The following is a 25046-nucleotide window of genomic DNA, read 5'->3' on the forward strand; positions in this document are numbered from 1 at the left end:
TCACCACGATATGGTGTCCAGGTCAGAACCAGTGCCCCCAGGGCCGGAGCAACGGAGCGGCTGTCGTGGAATTCGACGTGACCATCGAGATCCCTCGCGGGAACCGGAACAAGTACGAAGTGGACCACCACAATGGGCGTATCCGTCTGGATCGGATGCTGTTCACCGCCACCCGGTATCCCGACGATTACGGCTTCATCGAGGGAACCCTCGGTGAGGACGGCGACCCGCTGGACTGTCTGGTCCTGCTCGAGGAGCCGACCTTTCCCGGGTGCCTGATCCGCTGCCGCGCGCTGGGCATGTTCCGCATGCGCGACGAGGCCGGCGGCGATGACAAGATCATCGCGGTGCCCGTCGGCGACCGCCGTCAGGTGCGGCGCCAGGAGCTGACCGACGTCTCGGAGTTCCACCGGCTGGAGATCCAGCACTTCTTCGAGGTCTACAAGGACCTCGAGCCCGGCAAGAGCGTCGAGGGCGCCCACTGGGAGGGGCGCAGCGACGCCGAGGCGGAGATCCGCCAGTCCTACCAGCGGGCCGCCGGCACCGAGCACGCCAACGAGTTCACCCGCGAGGTCTGAGCCCGCGCGGGGCCGCGGCCCCGCCGGAGGCACCCCGCCGAGCGGGGGCTCCGCTCAGCGGTCGAGCTCGGGCCGGTCGCCGGCGAGCTCGCCATCGATGGTGGGTGCCTGGGAGAAGATCTCGAGCATCGCCTCGACGACGGAGCGGGAGACCGCGTTGGCCCCGAAGCCGCCGATGATCGCGCCGACGCCGAACGGGAGCAGACGACCCAGCCACAGGCCGCCGGCCCGGGCCATCACGCGCCGGCGCACGTAGCGGGAGAGCTGGCGGCTGATCAGGCCCGGCAGGAACCCGCCGCCCCCGCCGAGGACCGCATTCCACTGCAGGCCCTGCTTGCCCATGGCCTTCGCGATGATCTCCGTGCCCCGCTCGCCGCTGAGCACGCCCATCAGCACCAGGCGGCGGGTGTGCTTGTCGGACATGTCCACGTCGTAGATGTCGGCGGCGGCCAGGGTCAGGAACGCGCAGCTCTCCGCGAAGGAGACCCCCTCGCCGACGGTCAGCCCGACGGCGGCGGCGGTCCCGAGGCCGGGCAGCGCCGCGATGCCGCCGATGCCGGCACCGGTGGCCGTCGTCAGCCCGGTGAAGCGCCGGGTGACCATCTCCATCAGCTGGCGGCGCGTCGCCTCGGGGTGCTTGGCGCGCAGACGCTCGACGTAGCTGTGGGCGAACGGCGACTGGACCTTCAGGGCGGCATCGATCAGCGAGAGCCAGCGCTCGTCGAGCTGCTCGACGAACTCACCGCTGTCGTCCTGCTCGGGATTCGGGGTGGTCGGGTCGCTGCCGGGCATCATCGGCTCCGTTCCTGGGGGTCCTGGACAGCAATAAGCTACCGTCCTCAGCCGGACGGCGCCCACACCCCGCGCGGGCTCCGAGGCGACCCGGGCTCCGAGTGCGCCGCGCCGCAGCGCCTCGACGACTCGGCGATCAGGCCGGGCCCGGGTCGTCAGGCCCGGTCCGCGATGACCTCGCCCTCGCCGAGCTGAGTGATCTCCCCGCTCAGCCCGAGCCGACGGACAGCGTCGGGCATGTCGGTGTAGTGGGCGGTGTAGCGGGCCGAGATGAACGAGCGCGGGACCATCTTGTCGTGGCACAGAATCCCGGCCAGATGGTCGGTCTCGTGCTGCAGGATCCGGGCGGGCCAGCCCCCGTGCTCCTCGTCGATCTCACGCAGATCTCCTCCGGGCAGCAGCTCGGTGGCTCGTAGTCGGACCCGCCGCGCCCGGGGGACGATCGACTGCCAACCGTCCACCGAGAGGCATCCCTCCCAGGCGTAGACGCGCTGGGTGCCCAGCAGCTCCACCTGGGGGTCCAGCAGCGCGCGCAGCGGGAACGGACGTCGTTCGAGGGGATCCTCCCCGGCGGACGCCTCGCCGGGGGCTGCGTCCTCCGCGTCCGCTCCTGCGTCCACGTCGGCGGCCGTTCCCGCTCCGGCCCCGGCGTACCGGTCCTCGACCACGACGAGCGCCAGAGGCAGTCCGATCTGCGGGGCGGCCAGCCCGACGCCCGGGGCGCGGCGCATCGTGATCGTCATGGCCTCCGCGAGCTCCAGCAGCAGCCCGGCGGGGATCCGGTCGCCGGCGGCGACGGCGCGCCGGCGCAGGGCGGGGTGGCCGGACTGCACGATCCGCAGCGGGTCCTCCTCCGAGGGGCGACGCTCCAGGATCTTCCGGCTCAGCTCAGTGATATCCACGCATCCAGTATCGCCTGACCACAACCGGCCCCTCCCATCCCCGCCCATCCCCGCCGATCTCCGCCCAGCCCCGGCCGCCACTGCTCATCACCGCCTCGCCGCGCGCAGGAGACACCGCGGGAGACACACCGCACAGCTCGATGCACCACGAGGATGAGACGTGGGATACACTCTCGGAGCCGGTGCAAGGGAGCACCTCTCGCGAGAGCGACCAGGACCGGTGACAACACTTCACAACGGACCGTCCGGCACGTACCTGCCGGTGAAGGGATACACCATGGCAACTGTCACATTCGACAATGCGTCGCGCATCTACCCCGGGCAGGAGCGCGCAGCCGTCGACAACCTCGATATCCAGATCGGCGACGGCGAATTCCTCGTCCTCGTCGGCCCCTCGGGCTGCGGCAAGTCGACGTCGCTGCGCATGCTCGCCGGGCTCGAGGAGATCGACGCCGGCCGCATCCTGATCGGTGATCGCGACGTCACCGACGTGCCGCCGAAGGACCGCGACATCGCGATGGTGTTCCAGAACTACGCGCTGTACCCGCACATGTCGGTCGCCGACAACATGGGCTTCGCCCTGAAGATCGCCGGCAAGCCCAAGGCCGAGATCCGCCAGCGTGTGGAGGAGGCGGCCCAGCTCCTGGACCTCTCCGAGTACCTCGATCGCAAGCCGAAGGCGCTCTCCGGTGGTCAGCGTCAGCGTGTGGCCATGGGCCGCGCGATCGTCCGTCAGCCGCAGGTGTTCCTCATGGACGAGCCGCTGTCGAACCTCGACGCCAAGCTGCGCGTCTCCACCCGTACGCAGATCGCCTCGCTGCAGCGCCGCCTGGGCGTCACCACCGTCTACGTGACCCACGACCAGATCGAGGCCATGACGATGGGTGACCGCGTGGCCGTGCTCGACCGCGGCGTGCTCCAGCAGGTCGACTCCCCGCGCCGCATGTACGACCACCCCAACAACGTGTTCGTCGCGGGCTTCATCGGCTCCCCGGCCATGAACCTGATGGACGTCCCGCTCACCGACCAGGGTGTCCAGTTCGGCGGCACGGTGCTGCCGGTGGATCGCCAGACGCTCTCGGACACCGACGAGAAGTCGGTCACCGTCGGCGTCCGTCCCGAGGACGTCGAGCTGGTCCCGACGGACGAGGGCATCGCCATCGAGGTCGACGTGGTCGAGGAGCTCGGCGCCGACGCCTTCATCTACGGGCGCCGCGCCGGCAGCGAGGACACCTCGAAGCCGTTCATCGCACGCGTCGACGGGCGCCGCCCCCCGGCCAAGGGCGAGACGATCTTCTTCCGTCCCAAGCCCGATCACCTGCACCTCTTCGACGTGTCGAACGGTCAGCGACTGGGCGACTGATCCTCGCCAGCACGGCACATCGCGCGACGGGCGTCCGGCATCTGCCGGGCGCCCGTCGCCGTCCTATCGGCCGGGCGGCGCTCGCCGTGCCCGGATCGGTACGATTCCCTTCCGGCCGGGGGCGACCTGCACAGACAGTTCGCCGGCACGGTGCGCGCGAGGTGTGACGAAGTGCGCCCGGCTGGGCAGACGGTCCGCGATCGGGAGAGAATGGAGCCATGGCACCTCTGGAGATCACCGCATCGCGCGCAGATCCGGCCCTGCTGGACCTGCCGTGGGAGCAGCCGCTGGAGGACTGGCCCGAGGACATCCTCGCCGCTCTCCCCCGCGGTCTCTCCCGGCATGTCGTGCGATTCGTCCGGGTCTCCGGGCGGGTCCTCGCGCTCAAGGAGATCACCCACGACCTCGCCTCCCGCGAGTACGACATGCTGCGCGTCCTGGGCCGCATCGGAGTGCCCTCCGTCGTCCCCTTCGCCGTGATCTCGGGGCGCACCACGCCCACCGGGGAGCCGCTGGACGCGGTGCTGATCACCCGCCACCTCCAGTTCTCCCTGCCCTACCGCGCGGTGTTCAGCCAGGTCTCGCGCGAGGACACCACCGATCGGCTGCTCGACGCGCTCGCCGTGCTGCTGGTGCGCCTGCATCTGGAGGGCTTCTACTGGGGCGACGTCTCCTTGTCCAACACGCTGTTCCGCCGCGATGCAGGGGCCTTCGCCGCCTACATCGTCGACGTCGAGACGGGGTCGCTCCACGAGACCCTCTCCGACGGGCAGCGCAGCTACGACCTCGATCTGGCACGCACCAACATCATCGGCGAGCTGATGGACCTCCAGGCGGGCGAGATGTTCGATGCCGAGGCCGATCCGATCGCCATCGGCGATGAGCTCCTGCGGCGATACGACAGCCTGTGGTCGGCGCTGACGGCCCGGGAACGGTTCTCGGCCGACGAACGCTGGCGCGTCTCGGCCCGCATCGAGAAGCTCAACCAGCTGGGTTTCGACGTGGGAGAGCTCGAGATCACCACGGACCTGGACGGGACCACCCTGTCGATCCAGCCGAAGGTCGTCGACGCCGGCCACCACTCGCGCCGGCTGATGCGACTGACCGGCATCGACGCCCAGGAGAACCAGGCCCGGCGCCTGCTCAACGACCTGGACCAGTACCGGGCGGCCACCGAGCAGCAGGCCGAGGAGGAGGAGTTCGTCGCGCACGAGTGGCTGCAGCAGCAGTACGAGCCCGTCGTCCGCGCGATCCCGCGTTCCATGCGCTCCAAGCTCGAGCCCCCGGAGTTCTTCCACGAGGTGCTCGAGCACAAGTGGTTCCTGTCGGAGAAGGCCGGCACGGACGTCAGTCTCGACGAGACCGTGCGGGACTACATCCTCACCGTGCTCATCCACCGTCCCGATGAGAAGTCGCTGGTGACGACCGAGACCTCGGCCCTGCCGATCTTCGACAGCTGAGAGGCCGAGCAGCAGCATGGCAGGCCCTTCCCCGCTGGCGAACCTCTCGCTGCGCGCTCAGCTGCGCGTGGACCGACTTCCGCTCCGCCTCGCCCAGATGATGCTGGGACTGACGGGCTTCGGCCTCTCCCTCGCCATGCTGCTGCGCTCGGGACTCGGCGGGGCGCCATGGGACGTGCTGCACACCGCGCTCGCCGAGCGGGCCGGACTCAGCGTCGGCACGGTGAGCATCACGGTGAGCTTCCTGCTGCTGCTGGCATGGATCCCGCTGCGCGAGCAGCCGGGGATCGGCACCATCGCCAACTCCATCTGGGTGGGCGTGAGCCTCGACCTCGGGATGGCGATCCTGCCCCCGGCCTCCACCCTGCCCATCGCTGTGCTGATGATGGTCGCCGGCGTGGTGATCAACGGCGTCAGCGGCGCCGTCTACATCGGCGCGCAGCTGGGCCCGGGCCCGCGCGACGGAGTGATGACGGGACTGGGCCGGCGTCTGCGCCGCCCCGTCGGCCCCGTCCGGATCGCGCTGGAGGCGTCCGTGCTGGCCGCCGGCTGGGCGCTCGGCGGTCCCGTGGGCGTCGGAACCCTCGCCTACGCGATCGGGCTCGGCCCGGTCATCCAGCTGGTCCTTCCCCGCGTGATCATGCCCGTACGCACCGCGGGACCGGCGTCCCCGTCCGCGGCGCCGGAGACGGGAGAGCCCGTCGGCCCGACGCCGCCGGCCGGCCTTGCCTGACCGTCTCAGCTCACGCGCGGCCCTGTGCCTCCCGGACTCCGGAGATCTCGTACAGCGCGATCGCTGCGGCGACCGACGCGTTCAGCGACTCCGTGCCCCCGCCCATGGGGATCGAGACCACCTGATCGCTGGTCTCCCGGGCGAGACGGGAGAGCCCCTTGCCCTCGGCCCCGACGACCAGCGCCGCCGGCTGCGTGCCGAGCTCGAGCTGCCGCGTGGTGACGTCCCCGCCGGCATCGAGGCCGAGCACGAACACGCCCTGCTCCTTGAGCGAGGAGAGGGTGCGGTTGAGGTTGGTGACCTGGGCGACGCGCACGCGCCCGGCGGCGCCGGCGGCCACCTTCCACACGCTCGCGGTCATGGAGGCGCTGCGCCGCTCGGGCAGGATCACGCCGTGGACGCCGAAGGCATCCGCGGAGCGGAGGATCGCGCCGAGGTTGCGGGGGTCGGTGATGCCGTCCAGCGCCACCAGCAGCGGCGGTTCGAACGCCTCGGCGGCGATCTGCAGCAGCTCCTCCACGTCGGCGTACTCGTACGGCGGGATCGTCAGGGCGACGCCCTGGTGCACGGCGTTGTCACTCATCCGATCCAGATCGGTCCGGGACGCCTCGGCGACCGGAAGGCCCTGGGCCGCGGCCAGGCGCATGATCTCGCGCACCCGCTCATCCGTCTCGAGACGCACCATCACGGTCAGCTGCGTCGCGGGCACGTTCTCCTGCAGCGCCTCCAGCACGGCATTGCGGCCCACCACCTGGTCGCTGCCGGGGCGGTTCTTCGCGCCCTTGCCTCCTGCACCGCCGCGCCGGCTCGAGGATCCCGAGGCGGGCTTGGAGGAGCCGGCGAACGCCTTGTGAGCGGGGCGGTCCTTGGCCTTCGGGGTGGGTCCCTTGCCTTCCAGCGCGCGGCGGCGCACGCCGCCGGAACCGACGGTCGGGCCCTTCTTGCCCTTGCGCACCGCGCCGCGGCGCGAGCTGTTGCCTGCCATGTGTGTCTCCTCAGTCCGTGGTCTCGAGCGTCCAGCGCGCGCCGTCGGGGCCGTCCTCGACGCGGATCCCGGCGGCGCTCAGCGCGTCCCGCAGGGCGTCCGCCCGGGCCCAGTCCTTCTCGGCGCGGGCCGCCTCCCGGGCTGCCAGCTGGGTGGTGATCAAGGCGTCCAGTGCCTCGTGCTCGGCGGTCGAGCCGGCATGGCTGCCGGCCCATTGCGCCGAGAGCGGATCCAGGCCCAGCACATCGAGCATCGCGCGCAGCCGCCCGAGGCCCGCAGCGATCTCTCCCGCCGCACCTCCGCCGGCCAGAAGCGTGTTCAGGGCCGCCTGCTCACGGTGGATGACGGCGAGGGCCTCCGGCACGGCCAGGTCGTCGTCCATCGCCGCGATGAACTCGGCGGGCAGCTCGACGGCAGCGAGATCGGCATCGGCGCCTGCCGGCTCCTCCTGGCCGAGCTGCTCGGCGGCGCGGCGGGCCGTCGCGGAGAAGCGGTCCCAGACCACTTCTGCTTCCTGCATCGCGGTGGCGTTGTACTCGACGGTCGCGCGGTAGTGGCCGCTGACCAGGGCCAGGCGCACAGCAGGAGTGGGGTGGTCCGCCAGGGCACGGGCCGCGGTGACGAAGTTGTCCAGGCTCTTGCCCATCTTCATCCCGTCCACGGTCAGCACCCCGGAATGCATCCAGCGCCGGGCGAAGCCGTAGCCGGCGGCGTGGGACTGCGCCTGCTCGTTCTCGTGGTGCGGGAAACGCAGGTCCAGCCCTCCGGCGTGGATGTCGAACGTCTCGCCGAGGTACTTGCGGCTCATGGCGGAGCACTCGAGGTGCCAGCCGGGGCGGCCGCGGCCGAAGGGTGTGTCCCAGGAGGCGGTGGCCGGTTCCGTCGGCTTCGCCGCCTTCCACAGGGCGAAGTCGCGGGGGTCGCGCTTGCCGGGCTCCATCTCCTCCCCCGCGTCCTGCATGTCCTCGAGGGACTGACGGGTCAGGGAGCCGTAGCCGGCGTGGGAGGCGACATCGAAGTACACCGATCCCTCGCCGTCGGCGTAGGCGTGGCCGCGCTCGATGAGCCGCTGCATCAGCTCGATCATCTCGGGCACGTGGCCGGTGGCGCGCGGCTCATAGGTGGGACGGCGGTTGCCGATGCGCTCGAGGGTGTCCTGGAACTCGCGCTCGAAGCGCAGCGACCATGCCCACCAGGGTGTCTCCGCCTCGGCGGACTTCACCAGGATCTTGTCATCGATGTCGGTGACGTTGCGGATGTGGGTGACGTCGTACCCGCTGCGCTCGAGCCAGCGCACCAGCACGTCGAAGGCGACGAACGTGCGCAGATGGCCCAGATGCGGGGCGCCCTGCGTGGTGGGGCCGCAGACGTACAGCGACACCGTCCCCTCGCGCACCGGGGTCAGCGGCGCGGTCGTGCGGGTGGCGGTGTCGTGCAGGTGGAGAGTCACGTCCTCCAGGGTAATGCCGCCTGCGGGAGCCCGCGGCCCCGCCGCACCGTGGCCGATCCCTCGATCGCGTCGGACCGCTCGACCCGGTGCCCCGGAGACCCCATGGGATCCGACGGATCCGCCGGGGCTCACTCCGTGCGGGAGCTGACCTTCTTGCCGTAGAGCTCCTCGAAGGTGTCGTCGTAGGAGACGGCGTTGTGGCGGCGCTTGCCCTGGACCGCACCGACCGCGCCCTGCGCGGTCTCGATGGTGGTCTCGGGCGCCTTGATCCGCTTGTACACCAGGAACGCGATCAGACCCGCGATGGCGGCGAGCACGATGAACACCACGGCGATGATCAGGAAGGAGAGCCAGTAGGACAGCCCCAGCGCCTCGAGCCCGGTGGCCGCGAAGAACAGCAGCATCACCCAGGCGGAGAGCAGCAGGAACAGCAGCACCGCGGCGCAGGCGGCGATGATGGCCGCCTTGATCAGGATCGCGGTGATCTCTTTCTTGGCGATGTCGATCTCGTGATGGACGACTCCGAGGAGCTCGTCCCGGATGGACTGGACGAGTTCACCGATGGACCGCTGGGTGGGCGGCGTGCTCGGATCGTTCGTGGTGTTGATCATGGTCGGAGCCTATCGCAGGGGTCAGGGGATTCGCAGTCGGCGCGGGGGCGCCGGCGGGTGAGGTCAGTCGACCGAGACCCGCTTGCGCTTGGTGGTCTCCGGGCGGGGACCGGCCGAGGTGGACCGACGCACGACGACGTCCGGGGCGACGGCGACGTCCCGTGGCTCGACGTCGTGACCGGAGACGCGTTCGACGAGGAACTGGGCGGCCAGTGCGCCGAGCCGGTCGGAGTTGGGATCGACGCTGGTCAGCTGCGAGACGCCGGAGGAGGCCAGCGAGGTGTTGCCGTATCCGGCCACGGCGAGGTCCTCGGGCACGGAGAAGCCGTATTCGCGCGCTGCGGAGAGCACGCCGACCGCGGTCACGTCGTTGGCGCAGGTGACGGCCGTGGGTACGCGGCTGCCGCGCAGCAGCATCGACCCGGCCGTCTGCCCGACCTGCTCGGTGAAGTCTCCGGGCTCGACGCGGGCCTCGTCCCCGAGGCCGTGCCGGTCCATGGCCACGCGGAAGGCCTCGGCCCGTTCGCGGGCGACCTCCGGGCCGACGCCGCCGACGTGGGCGATCTCCCGGTGGCCCAGACCCACCAGATGGTCGACCAGCAGGCCCTGGCCCACCTCGTCATCGATCCGGACGGTGTCGATCTGGCCGACGAACTCGCGGGAGCATCCGATGCCGACGAAGGGGCGATCGCCCGTGGCCTTCAGCACGCTCTCCATGTCGGCCAGGTCCGAGATCATGAGGAACCCGTCGACCCCGAGCTCGACCAGGGACTCGATGGCGTCGGTGTCCGCAGCGACCGGGTGCTCGGGCACGCGGCGACGCGTGGGGACGACCACGGCCGAGCGTCCGGTGGCGGTCAGCTCGATGCGGATGGCCCGCACCAGGTCCGAGATCCACGTGTTGCGCATCGTGTTGACCAGCACGGCCACCACGCCGCGGTGGTCGGTCTCCTCGCTGAGCTCCTCGAGGGGGAAGTGGAGCCGTTCGGCGGCCTCGTGGACGCGCCGGATCATCTGGGGCTTGATCTCCTCGGAGCCGCGCAGGGCGCGCAGAGCGACCGCGCTGGAGACGCCGAGCGAATCCGCGACGTCCCGCAGGGTCCCGCGGGACTGTCCGCTCTCCTCCATCTCAGAGGCCGTGTGGTCGATGTGCTCGATCACCTGGCCGGTCTCCCCCGCCTCGGGCGGCGGTGTCCCGGCATCGCTCTCGGGCTGGACGGTCTCATCGGCGGAATCGTTCGCGTCACTGCTCATGACCCCCATTGAACCGCATCTCGGCCCTGGCGACGGGACCGGCCGGTGCGACAGGCAGACGCGAGGACGGGGCCGGCGGGGGTTATCCCCCGCCACAACGGCAGGACGCCCCTGTGGGAACTCGGCGCGGGCCCGAATACTGTCGGTGCCATGGACGAGACCTCGACGACACCTCCGGACGGCCGCTCCCGGCTCAGCCTCGCGGCGCTCGCCTCCGTGATCGTCGGAGGCCTGCTCTTCTGCACCTGGTTCTGGATCAGCCTGACGATGCTGTTCACCGGGCTCGGCTCGCTGCCCGCCATGGGCACCGGCCTGCTGCTGCTGATCCCGTGGCTGCTGCTGATGCAGGCCGCCGTGCGTCTGGAGCGCCGGAGGGCCGTGGCGATCCACCGGATACCCGTGATCCTGCCCGCACGGCGCCGGTCGTGGCGCACGGGGGCGTCCGGGTGGATCCACGACCGCTGGCTCGAGCTGGGCAGCGCGGCCTTCTGGCGCGGGGTCCTCCATCACCATCTGGCGATGCTCGTCACCGGCGCGTTCTTCGTGCTGTTCCTCCTCCTGGTGTGGACCGGATGGACCGCCGGGGACATCGCGCTGCGCCACGGCCCGCTCGAGGTGGGCTCGGTCCGGCTCCCGCGGTGGATCCTGGGGCTCATCTGCGTGGCGACCCTCGTGCTGTCCACGGTGACCCTCGTGCTCGGAGCCCTCGCGGACCGGGGCCTGTCCCGCGCACTGGTGTCCGGTTCCGAGGACGATCTGCGCGAGCAGGTGGCCGAGCTCGCCGAGCGCCGGCAGGGCGCGGTCGATGCCGCCGCCCAGGAGCGGCTGCGCATCGAGCGCGATCTCCACGACGGCGTCCAGCCGCGCCTGGTGGGTCTCGCCATGACGCTGGGCATGGCCAAGAACACGGTCCGTTCCGATCCGGACCGGGCCGAAGCCCTCGTGGGACAGGCCCACTCCGAGGCGAAGGCCGTCATGACGGACCTGCGCCAGCTGGCCCGCGGGATCCACCCCGCGGTGCTGACGGACCGGGGCCTGGACGCCGCCCTGTCCGCCCTCGCCGCCCGCTCACCGGTTCCCGTCGACCTGCAGGTCGACCTCGGCCGCGGGGCCGGCCCCGCCCTGGATCGTGAGCGCGAGGCCGTGGCCTACTTCGTGGTCTCCGAAGCACTGACCAATATCGCCAAGCACTCCGAGGCCGCACATGCCACCGTGTCCGTCACCCGCAGCCAGGACGTGCTGCGGGTGCGGATCGAGGACGACGGCCGCGGCGGGGCCCAGGTGCGCCGCGACGGACTCTCCACCGGCCTCGCGGGCCTGACCGACCGGGTGCGTGCCACCGGCGGCCGGCTCGAGGTCACCAGTCCCGCCGGCGGCGGCACGGTGCTGCTGGCCCTCGTCCCCGTCGGTCCCGGACACCGGATCCCGGCCGCGACCGGCCCGACCACCACCGAGGAGGCCCCGCGATGAGGATCGTGATCGCCGATGATGCCGTTCTGCTGCGCGCAGGGGTCGAGCGCCTGCTCACCGATGCCGGCCACGAGGTGGTCGCGGCGGTCGGCGATGCCACGGCGCTGCTCAGCGCCGTCTCCCACCACAAGCCGGACCTGGCGGTGATCGACGTGCGGATGCCGCCGACCTTCACCGACGAAGGGGTGCGCGCTGCGACCCTGATCCGGCAGCAGGACCAGGCGGTGGCGCTGCTGGTGCTCTCGCAGTACGTCGAGGAGCGCTACGCCTCGGAGCTCATCGCCGATTCGCCCCACGGGCTCGGCTACGTGCTCAAGGACCGCGTCGCCGATGTCGAGGACTTCCTGGCCGTCGTCTCCGATGTCGGGGACGGCGGCACCTGGCTGGACCCCGAGGTCGTCCAGCAGATCTTCGTCCGCTCCCGGCGACGCCGCACGCTCGAGGCCCTCAGCCCCCGCGAGCGCGAGGTGCTCTCGCTGATGGCGCAGGGACGCTCGAACCAGGCGATCGCCGACACCCTGTTCGTCTCCGCCGGCAGCGTCGAGAAGCACATCTCCTCGCTGCTGACCAAGCTCGACCTGCCCCCGGTCGACGGGGAGAACCGCCGGGTCATGGCCGTTCTGCGCTATCTCGAATCAGAGGACAGATGATGACCAGCACTCAGACCCCACAGCCCCCGCAGGCCCCACCGACCGGCCCCGGCCTCGCCGGCGGGTCACCGCACGGCTCCGGCCCCGACGCACCCAGGCCGACCACGTCCGTCGAACCGGCGCGCCGCCTCTCCCCCGCCCCCGAGGACGACCGTCCGTGGCGTCTGCTGATCACACTGCTCGGCGCGGCATTCGTGGCACTGATGGTGCTGGGCCTGGCCGCCATGTCGATCACCCAGTGGACCATCGCTCGCGGCTACGACGACGTGCCCGCCACCACGCACCTCGGAGAACCGAGCTCGCTCTCGCTGAGCTCGCGCATAGCCGACGTCCGCGTCCTGCGGTCGGCGGATGCCGATCAGGTCTCGGTGGCGCTGGTCGAGAACGGAGCCACCGAGCTCCCGCCGGCCGATTCGCTGGTCCGTGCCCGGATCGACCAGCAGGGACCGGCCGACGCCCCCGTCCTCGACGTGCGCCAGCCCGAACAGTTCAGCTCGGTGCCGTGGAAGCACGACGTGCGCGACGTGCTCGTCATCGTGCCCGAGGCGCATCGGCTCGCTGTGGACATCATCTCATCGGTGGGTGACATCCGCGCCGACGGCGACTACTCCGCCATGACCATCTCGTCGCAGGTCGGAGAGGTCCGCCTCTCCCCCGTCAGCGCACCGGGCGGGCTCGACGTCAGCTCCGACGTCGGCGGGATCGACATCGAGCTGGAGGGCACCGCCCCCGAGACGATCGGCCTCTCCAGCTCCGTGGGCGACATCGATCTGCGGCTGCCCTCCGGCGCCGAGAGCGACGTGGACGTCCACACCGATGTCGGCTCCGCAGACGTCGCGGCTCCCGGCACCGGGCGCTGGGCCGTCGACGCCCGGGCGGATACCGGCGACGCCCGGGTGGACCCGAGCCTGACCCGCGCCGACGGTCCGCTGGTCGGCACGCTCACCGTCGTCTCGGACCTCGGCGACGTCACCGTGACGCGGTGAGGGACAGCGACGTCGCCGTGACCCGCTTCGAGGTACACGGCGCCCCGCCGTCACCCGCCGAGAGACGCTGCGACGCAGGCCCGGGATCAGCTCTTGCCGCTCATCCCCTGCTGGATGAGGTCCATGACGGAGGCGTCGGCGAGGGTCTGGGTATCCCCCACGGTGCGGTTCTCGGCCACATCGCGCAGCAGGCGGCGCATGATCTTGCCGGACCGGGTCTTGGGCAGCTCGGTGACCAGGAGGATCTTCTTGGGCTTGGCGATCGGACCGATCTCCTTGCCCACGTGGGCGCGCAGGGTCTCGATGACCTGATCCTTGCCGCCCTCCTCGGCGACCGCGTCGTCATGGCCGGAGCGCAGGATCACGAAGGCGACCACGGCCTGTCCGGTGGTCTCGTCGTCGGCCCCGACCACCGCCGCCTCGGCGACCCAGTCGTGGCTGACCAGCGCGGACTCGATCTCCATGGTGGACAGACGGTGCCCGGAGATGTTCATGACATCGTCCACGCGGCCCAGCAGCCAGATGTCGCCGTCCTCGTCCCGCTTGGCGCCGTCACCGGCGAAGTAGAGCCCCTCGAAGCGGGACCAGTAGGTCTCCTTGAAGCGCTCCGGGTCGCCCCAGATGCCGCGGAGCATCCCCGGCCACGGCTGATCCAGGACCAGATATCCGCCCTTGCCGTTCTCGACGGACTCGCCGGCGTCGTTGACCACGTCGGCGCTGATGCCGGGCAGCGGGGTCTGCGCGGATCCCGGCTTGGTGGCCGTGATGCCCGGCAGCGGGGAGATCATGATGCCGCCGGTCTCCGTCTGCCACCAGGTGTCCACGATCGGGCAGCGGTCCCCGCCGATGACGCGGCGGTACCACATCCAGGCCTCGGGGTTGATGGCCTCGCCGACGCTGCCGAGCACGCGCAGCGAGGAGAGGTCGAACCTGCCGGGGATCTCCTCGCCCCACTTCATGGCGGTGCGGATCGCGGTGGGCGAGGAATAGAACAGGGAGACCTTGTGCTTCTCGACGATCTCCCACCAACGGCCCTGGTGCGGGGTGTCGGGGGTGCCCTCGTAGATCACCTGGGTGGCGCGGTTGGCCATCGGGCCGTAGACCACGTAGGTGTGCCCGGTGACCCAGCCGACGTCGGCCGTGCACCAGTAGACGTCCGAGGACGGCTTGAGGTCGAAGACGTTGCGGTGGGTGTAGGCGGCCTGGGTGAGGTAGCCGCCGGTGCTGTGGACGATGCCCTTGGGCTTCCCGGTGGTGCCGGAGGTGTAGAGGATGAACAGCGGGTGCTCGGCCTCGACCCACACGGGCTCGTGCTCGGTGGAGGCGTTCTCCCGCGCCTCGTGCCACCACACGTCGCGCCCCTCGGTCCACTCGACGTCGCCGCCGGTGCGGCGGACCACCAGGACCTTCTCGACGGACTCGGCGCCACCGGCGAGCGCCTCGTCCACGGCGGGCTTCAGGGGCAGCTGCTTGCCGCGACGGTTCTGCCCGTCGGCGGTGATGACGACCCGTGCCTCGGCGTCCTCGATGCGCGAGCGCAGGGCGTCGGCGCTGAAGCCGCCGAACACGACCGAGTGCGGGGCCCCGATGCGGGCGCAGGCGAGCATGGCGAACGCCGCCTCCGGGACCATCGGGAGGTAGATGGCGACGCGGTCGCCGGTCTTGACACCGAGATCGGTCAGGACGTTCGCCATCCGGGAGATCTCGTCCTTGACCTGGGCGTAGGTGAAGGTGGCGTCCGATCCGTCCTCGTACTCGGCCAGGATCGCGGCCTGATCGCCGTGGCCGGACTCGACGTGGCGGTCCACGCAGTTGTAGGCGGCGTTCAGGGTGCCGTCGGCGAACCACCGGGCGAACGGGGGGTTGGACCAGTCGAGGGTCTCGGTGAAGGGCGTCTTCCAGCTCAGCAGGCCGGCCCGGGTGCGCCAGAAGGCGAGCCGGTCGCGCTCGGCCTCCTGGTAGAGCGAGGGACGGGCCACGGCGTTCTGGACGAACTCGGAGGACGGGGAGAACGTGCGGGTCTCCTGCGAGAGATTCTCGATCCCGGTGACGGCGTCGTCAGACATCAGCGCTCCTGCTACACGGGCCCCGGTTCCGGGGCGGAATGGACGCCCCCACCGTATCGCAGGAGACCCACGTCACGCGCACCGTCCGGGACCCGGAGAGGCGGGCCCGGGGCGCCTCAGCAGTCCGGGACGCTGACCGGGACTGCGGTGACCGCGAGCCCGCCCATCGCGGTCTCCTTGTAGCGCTCGCTCATGTCCTTGCCCGTGCGGCGCATGGTCTCGATGACGGTGTCCAGCGAGACGAAGTGCTCCCCGGTCCCGCGCAGCGCGAATCGCGCTGCGGTGATCGCCTTGACCGCGGCCATCGCATTGCGCTCGATGCAGGGGACCTGCACCAGTCCGCCGACGGGGTCGCAGGTGAGGCCGAGATTGTGCTCCATGGCGATCTCGGCGGCGTTCTCGACCTGGGCGGGCTTGCCGCCCATCGCCTCGCACAGGGCTGCCGCTGCCATCGAGCAGGCCGAGCCGACCTCGCCCTGGCAGCCGACCTCGGCGCCGGAGATCGAGGCGTGCTCCTTGTACAGCGAGCCGATCGCGCCGGCGGTCAGCAGGAACCGCACCGCGACCTCGTCGGGATCGACGCCCTCGATGTAGGTGGTGGCGAAGAACAGCACGGCCGGGATGATGCCGGCGGCGCCGTTGGTCGGGGCGGTGACCACACGGCCGCCCGCGGCGTTCTCCTCGTTCACGGCGAGCGCGGCCAGGGAGACCCACTCGAAGGCATTCATCGGCAGCCGCGTGGGGTCCTCGGCGCTGAGGGAGTCGTACCAGGAGGCCGCGCGGCGCTTGACGTCGAGCCCGCCGGGCAGGGTGCCGCCGGTGCGTGTCCCCCGTTGGATGCTCTCCTCCATGGCGTGCCAGATCGCCAGGATGCCGGCGCGGATCTCCTCGTCGCCGCGCCACTGCCGCTCCCGCAGCAGCATCGCCTCGGAGACGGAGATGCCGCGGTCCTCGCACACGCGCAGCAACTCGTCGCCGGTGGTGAAGACCGCCGTGCCCTCGCCCTCGGCGGCGACCTCGGCGATGGACTGCTCCATATCGGCCTCCTCGACGACGAACCCGCCGCCGACGGAGAACATCGGCCGGCGCACCAGCTCCTCGCCGAGCGCGTCCAGGGCGATGAAGACCATGCCGTTGGAGTGCTGCGGAAGCACAGTGAGCGGATGCAGCTGGATCGAGGAGGGACGCAGGCTGACCGGCAACGTCCCATCCAGCAGCAAGCCGTCGCCCGCCTCGATGTGGGCCACCCGTTCGCGCCCGGCGATCGGGTCCACCGTCTCGGGATCTGCGCCCTCGAGGCCCATCACCACGGCGTCCAGGGTGCCGTGGCCGACGCCGGTGGCGGCGAGGGAGCCGTAGAGGTGGACCGCGACGTCCGCGACATGGGGCGCGATCACCGGATCCTGGAGGGTCTCGCGGGCGAACTGCGCCGCCGCGCGCATCGGGCCGACGGTGTGGGAGCTCGAAGGCCCGATCCCGATCTTGAACAGGTCGAACGTGCTGATGCTCATGGCTTGCCGCGCTTGCGGGGACTGCGGGACGGCGCACCGGAACGGCCGCGAGCGCCGCCCTTACCGGTGCTGGCCCGGCCGCCGGCACTCTTGCCGCCGCTCCGGCCTCGAGCACCCTGGCTCCGGGAACCCTGGCCACGGGCACCCTGGCCCTGCCGGCCGCGGCCCTTGCCACCGCGAGGAGGCTCCTCGTCCTCCTCCCAGGAGGCACGCCGTTCCTCATTGGCCCGGCGCTCCTCGGCGCGGCGGGCGTCGGCCCCGCTGGTGCGCTTGATGTCGAGCTTGCGCGGCGCGCCCTTGTACTTCACCTGCGCGGGGTCCTCGGCGGGCTCACCGCTGGGAGCACGCGCCCCGAGCTGCTCCAGGGCCGGATCCTCGGCCTCGGCGACCTCGGCCCAGGTGGCCTCGACCTCCGCCTCCTCGACGATCCGCCGGGTCGAGCGGGTCTGGTGCGGCAGGGCGAGGGTGACGACGGTTCCCGCGGCGCCGGCACGGGCGGTGCGGCCCGAACGGTGCACGTACTCCTTGACGTCGGCGGAGGGATCGACGTGGACGACCATGCTCACGTCATCGATGTGCAGACCCCGGGCGGCGACGTCTGTCGCCACCAGCACGGGATAGGCACCCTGACGGAACCCGGCCAGGACGTTGGTGCGCAGCCCCTGCTGCTTGTTGCCGTGCAGAGCCGCGGCGCGGACGCCGACCTCGACCAGCTCCTGTGCCACGCGCTCCGCGCCGAGCTGGGTGCGGGTGAACATCAGCGTGCGCCCTTCGCGGGCGCCGAGCCATGCGGTGACCGCACGCTTGGCGGAAGGTTCGATGGCCAGCACGTGGTGGTCCATGGTGGTCACTGCCGCGGCGACCGGGACGGTCTCGTGGCTGACGGGATCGACCAGGAACGTATCGACGAGATCCTCCACCTGCCCGTCCAGGGTGGCGGAGAAGAGCATCTTCTGGGTCCCCATGGGGATGGCCGCGAGGATGTCGGCGACATCGGGCAGGAAGCCCAGATCGGCCATGTGGTCGGCCTCGTCGATGACAGTGGACTCCACCAGGTCCAGCTGCAGGGCCCCGCGCTCGGCGAGATCGATCAGCCGACCCGGGGTGGCGACGATGATCTCCACGCCGCGGGCCACCGCGTCGGCCTGCTTCTCGATGTTCATGCCGCCCGCGACCAGCTGCGCCTTGATCCCGACCGCACGAGCGTAGGGATGGATGGTGTCGACGACCTGGACGGCGAGCTCGCGCGTGGGCACCAGCACGACCCCGAGGGGACGCTTGCGGTGCACCTTGCGGCCGCGGAACCGGGAGGTCATGGCGAGGGTGAAGGCCAGCGTCTTGCCCGAACCGGTCTCCGCGCGGGCCAGGACGTCCCGCCCGGCGAGCGCATCGGGCAGGATGGCGGACTGGATCTCGAAGGCGCGCTGAAGGCCCTGATCAGCGAGCACACCGATCAGCTCCTCGGGCAGGGCCATGTCCTCGAAACGCTCCGAGCTGTGGGTGGAGCGGCGACGGGCCTTGGGCATGGTGATCCTCCTGACGAAACGGACCCCACCATCATCGCGCACGGGCGGTCCGTGGAAGACTTATAGGCGATGTACCGCACTCTGTTGACCTCGAAGATCCACCGGGCCACCGTCACGCAGGCAGACCTGCACTACGTGGGCTCGGTGACAATCGACCCCGATCTCGTCGAGGCCGCCGGTCTCGTCGAGCACGAACAGGTCACCATCGCTGATATCACCAATGGTCAGCGCCTGACCACCTATGTCATCGAGGGCGAGCGCGGCAGCGGCGTGATCGGCATCAACGGCGCCGCGGCCCATCTGGTCTCTCCCGGCGACCTGGTGATCATCATGGCCTACGGGCAGTTCGAGGCGGCCGAGGTCTCCGCCCACCATCCGCACGTGGTGCACGTGGACGAGAGCAACCGCATCGTCGCCACCGGGGACGACGCCGCCCAGCCCGTCCCGGGGATGCCCGACCAGATCTCCGGCCGCGAATCCAGCGGCATCCGCTGACCCTGCCGAGCCGTCCGCCTGCCGTCACCGGCTGCCCGTCCGGCCGGTGGCAGTGTCCGGCTGCTGGCGACCGGCTGTCAGCGACCCGCCGCGCCGACATCCGTCCCGCCCGCCCTGCGGACGCGGCGAGCCCCGGCCGTCCCGGCGCTCTAGGATCGGCCAGATGACGACGCCACTGCCCCGCACCGAGCCGTGAGCGGGGTCCTGGCCGGATTCTTCATCGTCTGGTCCCTCATCGGCGTGGGCTGGGTGACCGGGCGGACCGGTGTGCTGGGCCCGCACGGTCGCTATGTGCTCAACCGAGCCACGTTCTTCCTCGCCTCCCCCGCCCTGGTCCTCGTCGGCCTCCTGGAGTCCGACGTGCGCGACATCCTCTCGATCCCCATGGCAGTCGCCGGGATAGCGGGCCTCAGCACCGGCGCGCTGCTGCTGCTGGCGGTGCGGCTGCTGACGAAGCGGCGCGGGGCAGAGCTCGTGGTCACCGCGATCAGCGGGTCCGTGGTCAACGGCGCGAACATGGGCTTCCCGATCGCCGCCTACGTGCTCGGAGACATCTCCCACGCGCTGCCGGTGATCCTCTTCCAGCAGGCGGTCTACAACCCGCTGTACCTCTTCGTCCTCCACCAGGTCACGCAGAAGACGTCGCTCGGACCCGCCGGCGTGGCGCGCACCATCGGCGCCAATCCCGTCATCGTCGCCGGCGCCCTCGGCATGGTGCTCGCCCTTGCCGGGGTGGACGTCCCCGCGGTGGTGCTCGAGCCCGTCCAGTCGCTGGCCGACATGGCGATCCCCGCGATGCTGCTGGCCTACGGCCTGTCCCTGCACGGCTCGACGCCGCTGGCCAAGGACGACGGCTACCGCGGGCTGATCGCCGTCGCCTCGAGCGCCAAGCTGCTGGTGATGCCCGTGATCGCGCTCGGGGTGGGTCTGCTGTTCGGGCTCAGCGGGCATTCGCTGTACGAGGTCGTAGTCATGGCCGCTCTGCCGACGGCGCAGAACGTGTTCGTCGCCGCCGCGCGCTACCGGGCGGCGGAGAACCTCGCCCGGGACACGGTGCTGATCACCACCATCGGCACCGTGCTGGTGCTGCTGCTGATCTCCGGACTGCTCGGGGTCTGAGTCCGGGCCGGTCGTACTCCGTGGCCTGGCCCGCCCTCGAGGGGGCGTCTCTGCCTCACCGCGCCGCCGCGACGGCGAGCCCGGATCCGCCTCCGACCTGCCCCGAGGCCGAGGCTCCGGTCCCGGGCGCGAGCTCCCGCTCCAGGAACAGGCTCGCCGCACCGATGGCGCCGACGTCGTCGCTGAGGTGCGAGCACTCGAGCACGGCTCGGCCGTCGGCCACCCATTCCCCGAGGGCCTCGCGGAGGGACGGCTCGGCGACGGACCGCAGCGCGGGCCAGGTGGGCCCGCCGATGATGATCCGCTGCGGGTCGTGGATCCCCGCGAGAACGGTCAGCGCCTCCCCCAGAGCCGTGCCATGGAGGGAGATGATCTCCCTCGCTGCGCTCCGCCCCTCGTCCGCGGCGGCGGCGAGGGCATCGATCATGGCAGTGGTGCCCGCCCCGTCGGGCAGCTCGATCCCGGCGTCCCGGGCACGGCTGAGCAGCCGGTCGGCGTCGGTGTACACGCTCAGGCAGCCGTGGCGTCCACAGGAGCACACCTCGTCGGCGCGACCGGTGGGCAGATGCCCGATCTCGCCGGCCTGTGTGCTTCCGCCGCGGTGGACCTGGCCGTTCGCACTGACCGCGGAACCCACGCCGTGGCCGACGTACACGTAGACCACCGTCTCGGAGCCGCCGAGGTGACGCGACCAGATCTCCCCCGTCAGGGCGGCATTGGTGTCCTTGTCCAGGAGCGCCGGCAGGCCGGTCACGGCGCTGAGGGCGTCGACCACGGGGACGTCGCGCCAACCCGGCATCCAGGGCGGGTTGCGCAGGATCCCGGCGGCGGCGTCGAGTCCGGCGGGGGCGGCGATCCCGATGCCCAGCAGACGGCGGCGGATCGGCTGGTCCGGCAACTCCTCGCCCAGCTGCGGCGAGGACGCACCGAGCTCACGGCACAGCTCGGCGATCGCGGCCGCGATGCGATCGATATCGGCCTCCGGCTCCTCGGTCGGCGGGGCGAGGGTGGCCCGGGCCACCGGCCGGGCGGCGAGGTCGCAGACGACGACGCTGATGTGAGCGGGGTCGAGGTGCACCCCGACGGCCAGGCGGGCGTCGGCGACCACGCGCAGCAGGGTATGCGGCTTGCCGGGCCCGGAGATCCGACGACCTGCCTGTTCGATCATCCCCTCGGCCACCAGGCGGCGGGTGATCAGCGAGACGGCCTGGCGGGAGAGCCGGCTGCGCCGCACCACCTCCGCCTGCCCCACACCGTCCGGAGCGCTGCGGATGGTCTGCAGCACCAGCCTCTCGTTGAACTCTCCGATATCGGACATCGACGACCCGCGCATGATGCTCCTCCCCGGCATCTCTCACGCTCCCACGCGGATGCCGTTGCATTAGTCCATCGGTGTGAGTAACCTACCTCACAGGAACGACGTGGTCCCTCCTCCCAGTGTGACCGCGAAGGCACCGATGCCTGCCGTTCCCCGGTCGCCGCGCCGACGACGGCGCGGCGAATATCGCCGCATCGCTGCAGGTGCGGTGCGTATCACCGCACCGATGGAGGTGCGGCGAATATCCGAAGGGAGAGCGATGAGCGCGAGCAATGCCGTCGCAGCAGGGGCCCCCGGCACCGGTGCCGCAGGGGCGGGCCCCTCTGCCGACCTCACCCCGCACGGCGGGCTGCCGACCCCATCAGGGCCCGGTAGTAAACCAGCCAAGCGGAAGCTCACACACCGGGACAAACGCAACCTCCGTATGGGGCTGCTATTCATCTCCCCCTGGATCATCGGAGTCAGCGTCTTCGTGATCTATCCGCTGGTCTACTCGTTCGCGATCAGCCTGACACAGTACTCGGGCATGAAAGCCCCAACTTTCATCGGATTGCAAAATTACGTCTCGGCCTTCGCCGATCCGCTCGTGCACACAGCGGTCGGCAACACGGTCTATTTCATGTTGATAGCCGTGCCACTCGGACTCGTGGTCGCCCTGCTCCTGGCGCTGGCAATGAACCGGAACGTGCGCGAGGTCGCGGTATATCGCACACTGCTGTACCTGCCTTCACTGATCCCAATGTTCGCGATGTCGTTCATCTTTATCGTGTTCGTGAATCCGCAGTACGGCGTAGTCAACCGGATACTGTCCCTGTTCGGAATGCCCGACACGAACCTGCTCGGCGAGCCGAGCACCGCAAAGCTCGTCATCATCCTCATGGCGCAGTTCGGCGCCGGGAACGCGGCTCTGATCTATCTCGCGGGCCTGCGGAACATTCCCGCGACCCTGTACGAGGCCGCCCGCATCGATGGAGCCTCACGGTTCCGCCAATTCCTGTGGATTACAGTGCCGCTGTTGACTCCGACTATTCTGTTCAATCTGATCACGGGGGTTTCGGGAGCAATGATGGTGTTCACCGAGGCGTACATCATGACCGATGGTGGGCCAGACAACTCGACCCTGTTCTACATGCTGTATCTGTACCGTAACGCATTCGGCTACGGGCAGCTCGGGTTCGCGTCGGCGCTGGCCGTCCTGCTTTTCCTGTTCGGAATGCTCTTGGCGGGACTCATCTACTGGCTCTCCCGCCGGTTCGTGAACTACGACGTCTCGGCCGGTTGAGGAACAGGAGAACCCCATGGCTATCGACACTGTGAACACGAGCAGCCGCAACCTCGGCAACGCTCCCAAACTCCGGACCCGTTCGAACTTCGGACGCAATCCCGACGGCTCACGCCAGAGCCCGGCCAGCGCGTGGATATCCCGCCTGGTTATTGTGGCGGTCCTTGCCCTCTTCTCACTCCCGCTGTACTGGATGGTCATCTCGGCTCTGAAGTCGCCGGAGGAACTTGCTCAGTTCCCGCCCACCCTCTTCCCGCGCGAGATCCACTGGGAGAACTTCGCAGACGCCGTCACGGTGATGCCTTTCTGGTTGTTCTTCCGCAACTCCGCGATCATCACGATCAGCGTCGTGGTCTTCAGCGTGGTATCGAACTTCATCGTCGCCTACGGCTTCGCCTGCATCGACTGGCCGGGCCGTAACCGCGTCTTCTTCATCGTGCTGGCCACGCTGTTCTTGCCCTTCCCGGTGACGCTGATCCCGATGTTCGACATGTGGGCCGCGCTGGGCGCCGTGAATACCTTCACGCCATTGATCGCGCCAGCCTTGTTCGCTGGTGGCTTCTTCACCTTCCTGCTTCGGCAGTTCCTGCTCCAGACCCCACGCGACATGCTCGACGCCGCCCGGGTGGACGGGGCGAGCGAATGGTCGATTGCCTGGAGGATCGTTTTCCCCACGGCACGTCCCGCGGTGACCGTGATCGCGATCTTCGCGGCCGTGGGCACCTGGAACGACTTCATGGGCCCGCTCATCTACCTGCAGGACGAAGAGAAGCAGACGCTCTCCATCGGTATGGAAGTTTTCCGTTCCGTCAATGCTCAGGATATCCAGTTCAACCTGCTGATGGCGGCATCCTTCCTGGTGTTGCTGCCACTGGTAATCCTGTTCTTCATATTCCAGCGCTACTTCATCAGCGGCATCACCCTCGGAGGTTTCAAGTGATCAATCGCAGAACTCTGCTGCGCGCTCTCGGCGCAGGCGCGAGCGTCTCCATCGCCGGCGGCTCGATCGTGAGCTGCTCGAGTCGTCCCGTCGGTGAGGATCGTGATCCGAACACGGTGCGGCTCTGGGGCATCTGGGCCTCCGATGCCGAGAAGGAGGCGCAGGTCATCGAGGCATTCAGTGAACAGAACCCGGACGTGACGATCGAGGTCTCGCAGGTCCCATCAAATGGGCAAGGTGACGCCTCAAGCGTGATCACGGCCGTACGCGGACGCACTGGGCCGGACCTGTACTTCATGGACCGCTTCAACGGCGCACAGTTCGCGTCCCTCGGTCTGCTCGAGCCTATTGACGCCCTCATCGAGGAGCACGAAGGAGTCAGCGCCGAGGAGTTCATGTCCGGCTGGGTCAAGTTCGCCACCGACGAGCTGTTCTACGACGGCCAGTACTTCGGACTACCGATGGACACGGACACCCGTGCCATGTATGTGAACACAGACCTGGCCGACGAAGCCGGGGTCGACCGGGCCCTGCTGGACCCGGCGAACGGTCCGATAAGTTTCGAGCAGCTGTGGGAGATCAACGACAAGGTCAATGTCCAGGACGAGCGCGGCACGTATGAGCGAGTGACGTGGATTCCCTGGGATGATCAGGCTTCGCTGCTGATGTGGGCGATGGCCCACGGCGTCTCGTTCTTCGACAACGCGAACTGCAAGATGCTCTTGGACTCCCCCGAGATGCTCGAAGTCGCGAAGATGTACGCGGGTTGGATCGACCGGCTGGACTTCCCGAGGATGGACGCCTTCAAGGCCACTTATCAGCCACCCAACGCCCCGCCCACGCAGACGTCGTTCTTCTCGGGCCGGCAGTTGTTCCAGATAACCGGACCCTGGGGCATCCAGGGCCAGGCCGACTACAAGCCTGACATGAACTACGCGGTCACCCACCTGCCGGTGCCGAACGAGGGCGACGATCCCTTCACCTGGGCGGGCGGTTTCGCCCTGGCGATGCCCAAGGGTTCGAGCATGTCGAAGCCCGCCTGGGATTTCATGAAGTTCTACGCAGGCTACGAAGGCCAGCGGATCTTGATGCCGCAGATCAGTCGCATCCCTACGAACATCGAGACGATTCGGGATCCCGAGGGGTGGAACCAGGACATCTCCTTCTTCGTCGAGCTCGCGGCAGTAGCCCTGTCGCGGCCACCGCTACCGGTCGGGACGAAGCTGTGGGACGCCATGATGACCATGCAGGGCAGTCTCAACCAGCAGTCGGAGACCCCGGAGAACCTCGTGTCCGAGGCGCAGCGCTACGTGGACCCGACGTTGCAGCAGTTCTGCCCGATCTCTCTTCCCAAGGGCTTCGGCGAGCCCGATCCCAACTTCTCCTCGGCGGACGTCTGAGAGATCGAATCGGATCTGCGCCCCGGGACGGGCTGACTTGTTTCGTCCCGGGGCGCGTTACCATGGCCACGTGGCTCAACGTCTGCTGCTTAGATAGCCGCGTCGGAGAACGCCTGCCCAGGCCACCGCCCGCGCGGCGGATCGGTCCCGCGGCG

The 25046-nt window shown here is 69.9% G+C and carries 22 protein-coding genes; 12 read left to right on the forward strand and 10 right to left on the reverse strand.

What is annotated here, in order from left to right; translation table 11 throughout:
• Positions 1 to 65 precede the first annotated feature (65 nt).
• Positions 66 to 578 (forward strand): inorganic diphosphatase, encoded by a 513-nt coding sequence (locus ACFQRD_RS00225; RefSeq protein ID WP_377019215.1) that lies wholly within the window; start codon positions 66 to 68, stop codon positions 576 to 578.
• Positions 579 to 632: 54 nt separating this feature from the next.
• On the opposite strand, the gene ACFQRD_RS00230 is transcribed toward ACFQRD_RS00225, so the two are convergent.
• Positions 633 to 1370 (reverse strand): hypothetical protein, encoded by a 738-nt coding sequence (locus tag ACFQRD_RS00230; protein WP_377019214.1) that lies wholly within the window; start codon positions 1368 to 1370, stop codon positions 633 to 635.
• A 155-nt stretch (positions 1371 to 1525) separates the two neighbouring features.
• Positions 1526 to 2272: a peptide deformylase gene (locus tag ACFQRD_RS00235; RefSeq protein ID WP_377019213.1), complete on the reverse strand. Its 747-nt coding sequence runs from the start codon at positions 2270 to 2272 to the stop codon at positions 1526 to 1528.
• 277 nt (positions 2273 to 2549) lie between these two features.
• On the opposite strand from ACFQRD_RS00235, the gene ACFQRD_RS00240 reads away from it, so the two are divergent.
• The 3 genes from ACFQRD_RS00240 to ACFQRD_RS00250 all read left to right on the forward strand — a co-directional run bounded on the left by ACFQRD_RS00240 (position 2550) and on the right by ACFQRD_RS00250 (position 5828).
• Entirely contained in the window at positions 2550 to 3635 is a 1086-nt protein-coding gene (locus ACFQRD_RS00240; protein WP_377019212.1) for an ABC transporter ATP-binding protein, read from the forward strand.
• A 218-nt stretch (positions 3636 to 3853) separates the two neighbouring features.
• The gene (locus ACFQRD_RS00245; RefSeq protein WP_377019211.1) at positions 3854 to 5095 is read left to right on the forward strand and encodes a DUF4032 domain-containing protein; all 1242 of its coding nucleotides are present in this window, start codon (positions 3854 to 3856) and stop codon (positions 5093 to 5095) included.
• A 16-nt stretch (positions 5096 to 5111) separates the two neighbouring features.
• A complete protein-coding gene (locus ACFQRD_RS00250; RefSeq protein ID WP_377019210.1) occupies positions 5112 to 5828 on the forward strand; it encodes a YitT family protein in 717 nt (238 codons plus the stop codon).
• A gap of 10 nt (positions 5829 to 5838) precedes the next feature.
• Here the strand turns inward: ACFQRD_RS00250 and rlmB are convergent, their stop codons facing one another.
• The 4 genes from rlmB to ACFQRD_RS00270 all read right to left on the reverse strand — a co-directional run bounded on the left by rlmB (position 5839) and on the right by ACFQRD_RS00270 (position 10128).
• Positions 5839 to 6813, reverse strand: coding sequence for a 23S rRNA (guanosine(2251)-2'-O)-methyltransferase RlmB (gene rlmB / locus ACFQRD_RS00255; RefSeq protein WP_377019209.1), 975 nt, complete (start codon positions 6811 to 6813; stop codon positions 5839 to 5841).
• A 10-nt stretch (positions 6814 to 6823) separates the two neighbouring features.
• Positions 6824 to 8263 carry a cysteine--tRNA ligase gene (gene cysS / locus ACFQRD_RS00260; protein WP_377019208.1) on the reverse strand — a complete coding sequence of 480 codons (1440 nt, stop codon included), beginning with the start codon at positions 8261 to 8263 and terminating at the stop codon, positions 6824 to 6826.
• A 128-nt stretch (positions 8264 to 8391) separates the two neighbouring features.
• Positions 8392 to 8874, reverse strand: a complete 483-nt coding sequence (locus ACFQRD_RS00265; RefSeq protein ID WP_377019207.1) for a phage holin family protein — start codon at positions 8872 to 8874, stop codon at positions 8392 to 8394.
• Between the two features lie 63 nt (positions 8875 to 8937).
• Complete coding sequence (locus ACFQRD_RS00270) at positions 8938 to 10128, reverse strand: LacI family DNA-binding transcriptional regulator (protein ID WP_377019206.1); 1191 nt, start codon at positions 10126 to 10128, stop codon at positions 8938 to 8940.
• 150 nt (positions 10129 to 10278) lie between these two features.
• On the opposite strand from ACFQRD_RS00270, the gene ACFQRD_RS00275 reads away from it, so the two are divergent.
• From ACFQRD_RS00275 to ACFQRD_RS00285, 3 genes are read left to right on the forward strand one after another with little or no spacing between them, the layout of a single operon-like run.
• Positions 10279 to 11598 (forward strand): sensor histidine kinase, encoded by a 1320-nt coding sequence (locus ACFQRD_RS00275; protein ID WP_377019205.1) that lies wholly within the window; start codon positions 10279 to 10281, stop codon positions 11596 to 11598.
• Entirely contained in the window at positions 11595 to 12248 is a 654-nt protein-coding gene (locus ACFQRD_RS00280; protein WP_377019204.1) for a response regulator, read from the forward strand. The genes ACFQRD_RS00275 and ACFQRD_RS00280 overlap by 4 nt, the downstream gene beginning before the upstream one ends.
• Positions 12248 to 13234, forward strand: coding sequence for a hypothetical protein (locus ACFQRD_RS00285; RefSeq protein ID WP_377019203.1), 987 nt, complete (start codon positions 12248 to 12250; stop codon positions 13232 to 13234). The genes ACFQRD_RS00280 and ACFQRD_RS00285 overlap by 1 nt, the downstream gene beginning before the upstream one ends.
• Before the next feature lie 86 nt (positions 13235 to 13320).
• Here the strand turns inward: ACFQRD_RS00285 and acs are convergent, their stop codons facing one another.
• From acs to ACFQRD_RS00300, 3 genes are all read right to left on the reverse strand, one after another.
• Positions 13321 to 15300 (reverse strand): acetate--CoA ligase, encoded by a 1980-nt coding sequence (gene acs / locus ACFQRD_RS00290; RefSeq protein WP_377019202.1) that lies wholly within the window; start codon positions 15298 to 15300, stop codon positions 13321 to 13323.
• A gap of 116 nt (positions 15301 to 15416) precedes the next feature.
• On the reverse strand, positions 15417 to 16811 hold the full coding sequence (locus ACFQRD_RS00295) for an L-serine ammonia-lyase (protein WP_377019201.1): 1395 nt from the start codon (positions 16809 to 16811) through the stop codon (positions 15417 to 15419).
• The gene (locus tag ACFQRD_RS00300; RefSeq protein WP_377019200.1) at positions 16808 to 18337 is read right to left on the reverse strand and encodes a DEAD/DEAH box helicase; all 1530 of its coding nucleotides are present in this window, start codon (positions 18335 to 18337) and stop codon (positions 16808 to 16810) included. The genes ACFQRD_RS00295 and ACFQRD_RS00300 overlap by 4 nt, the downstream gene beginning before the upstream one ends.
• Positions 18338 to 18406: 69 nt before the next feature.
• Between ACFQRD_RS00300 and panD the strand changes: the two genes are divergently transcribed.
• Both panD and ACFQRD_RS00310 read left to right on the forward strand, forming a co-directional pair.
• On the forward strand, positions 18407 to 18832 hold the full coding sequence (panD, locus tag ACFQRD_RS00305) for an aspartate 1-decarboxylase (protein WP_377019199.1): 426 nt from the start codon (positions 18407 to 18409) through the stop codon (positions 18830 to 18832).
• A 192-nt stretch (positions 18833 to 19024) separates the two neighbouring features.
• On the forward strand, positions 19025 to 19951 hold the full coding sequence (locus tag ACFQRD_RS00310) for an AEC family transporter (RefSeq protein WP_377019198.1): 927 nt from the start codon (positions 19025 to 19027) through the stop codon (positions 19949 to 19951).
• A gap of 55 nt (positions 19952 to 20006) precedes the next feature.
• Here ACFQRD_RS00310 and ACFQRD_RS00315 read toward each other — a convergent pair whose 3' ends face one another.
• Complete coding sequence (locus ACFQRD_RS00315) at positions 20007 to 21269, reverse strand: ROK family protein (protein WP_377019197.1); 1263 nt, start codon at positions 21267 to 21269, stop codon at positions 20007 to 20009.
• A 121-nt stretch (positions 21270 to 21390) separates the two neighbouring features.
• Here ACFQRD_RS00315 and ACFQRD_RS00320 point away from each other — a divergent pair, with 121 nt between their 5' ends.
• From ACFQRD_RS00320 to ACFQRD_RS00330, 3 genes are read left to right on the forward strand one after another with little or no spacing between them, the layout of a single operon-like run.
• Positions 21391 to 22551 carry a carbohydrate ABC transporter permease gene (locus ACFQRD_RS00320; RefSeq protein ID WP_377019196.1) on the forward strand — a complete coding sequence of 387 codons (1161 nt, stop codon included), beginning with the start codon at positions 21391 to 21393 and terminating at the stop codon, positions 22549 to 22551.
• A 16-nt stretch (positions 22552 to 22567) separates the two neighbouring features.
• Positions 22568 to 23491 (forward strand): carbohydrate ABC transporter permease, encoded by a 924-nt coding sequence (locus ACFQRD_RS00325; RefSeq protein WP_377019195.1) that lies wholly within the window; start codon positions 22568 to 22570, stop codon positions 23489 to 23491.
• Complete coding sequence (locus ACFQRD_RS00330; RefSeq protein ID WP_377019194.1) at positions 23488 to 24891, forward strand: extracellular solute-binding protein; 1404 nt, start codon at positions 23488 to 23490, stop codon at positions 24889 to 24891. Before ACFQRD_RS00325 ends, ACFQRD_RS00330 begins: the two co-directional genes overlap by 4 nt.
• Positions 24892 to 25046 lie beyond the last annotated feature (155 nt).

Source organism: Brachybacterium sp. GCM10030268 (genome assembly GCF_042666305.1).
Taxonomy (GTDB): Bacteria; Actinomycetota; Actinomycetes; order Actinomycetales; family Dermabacteraceae; genus Brachybacterium.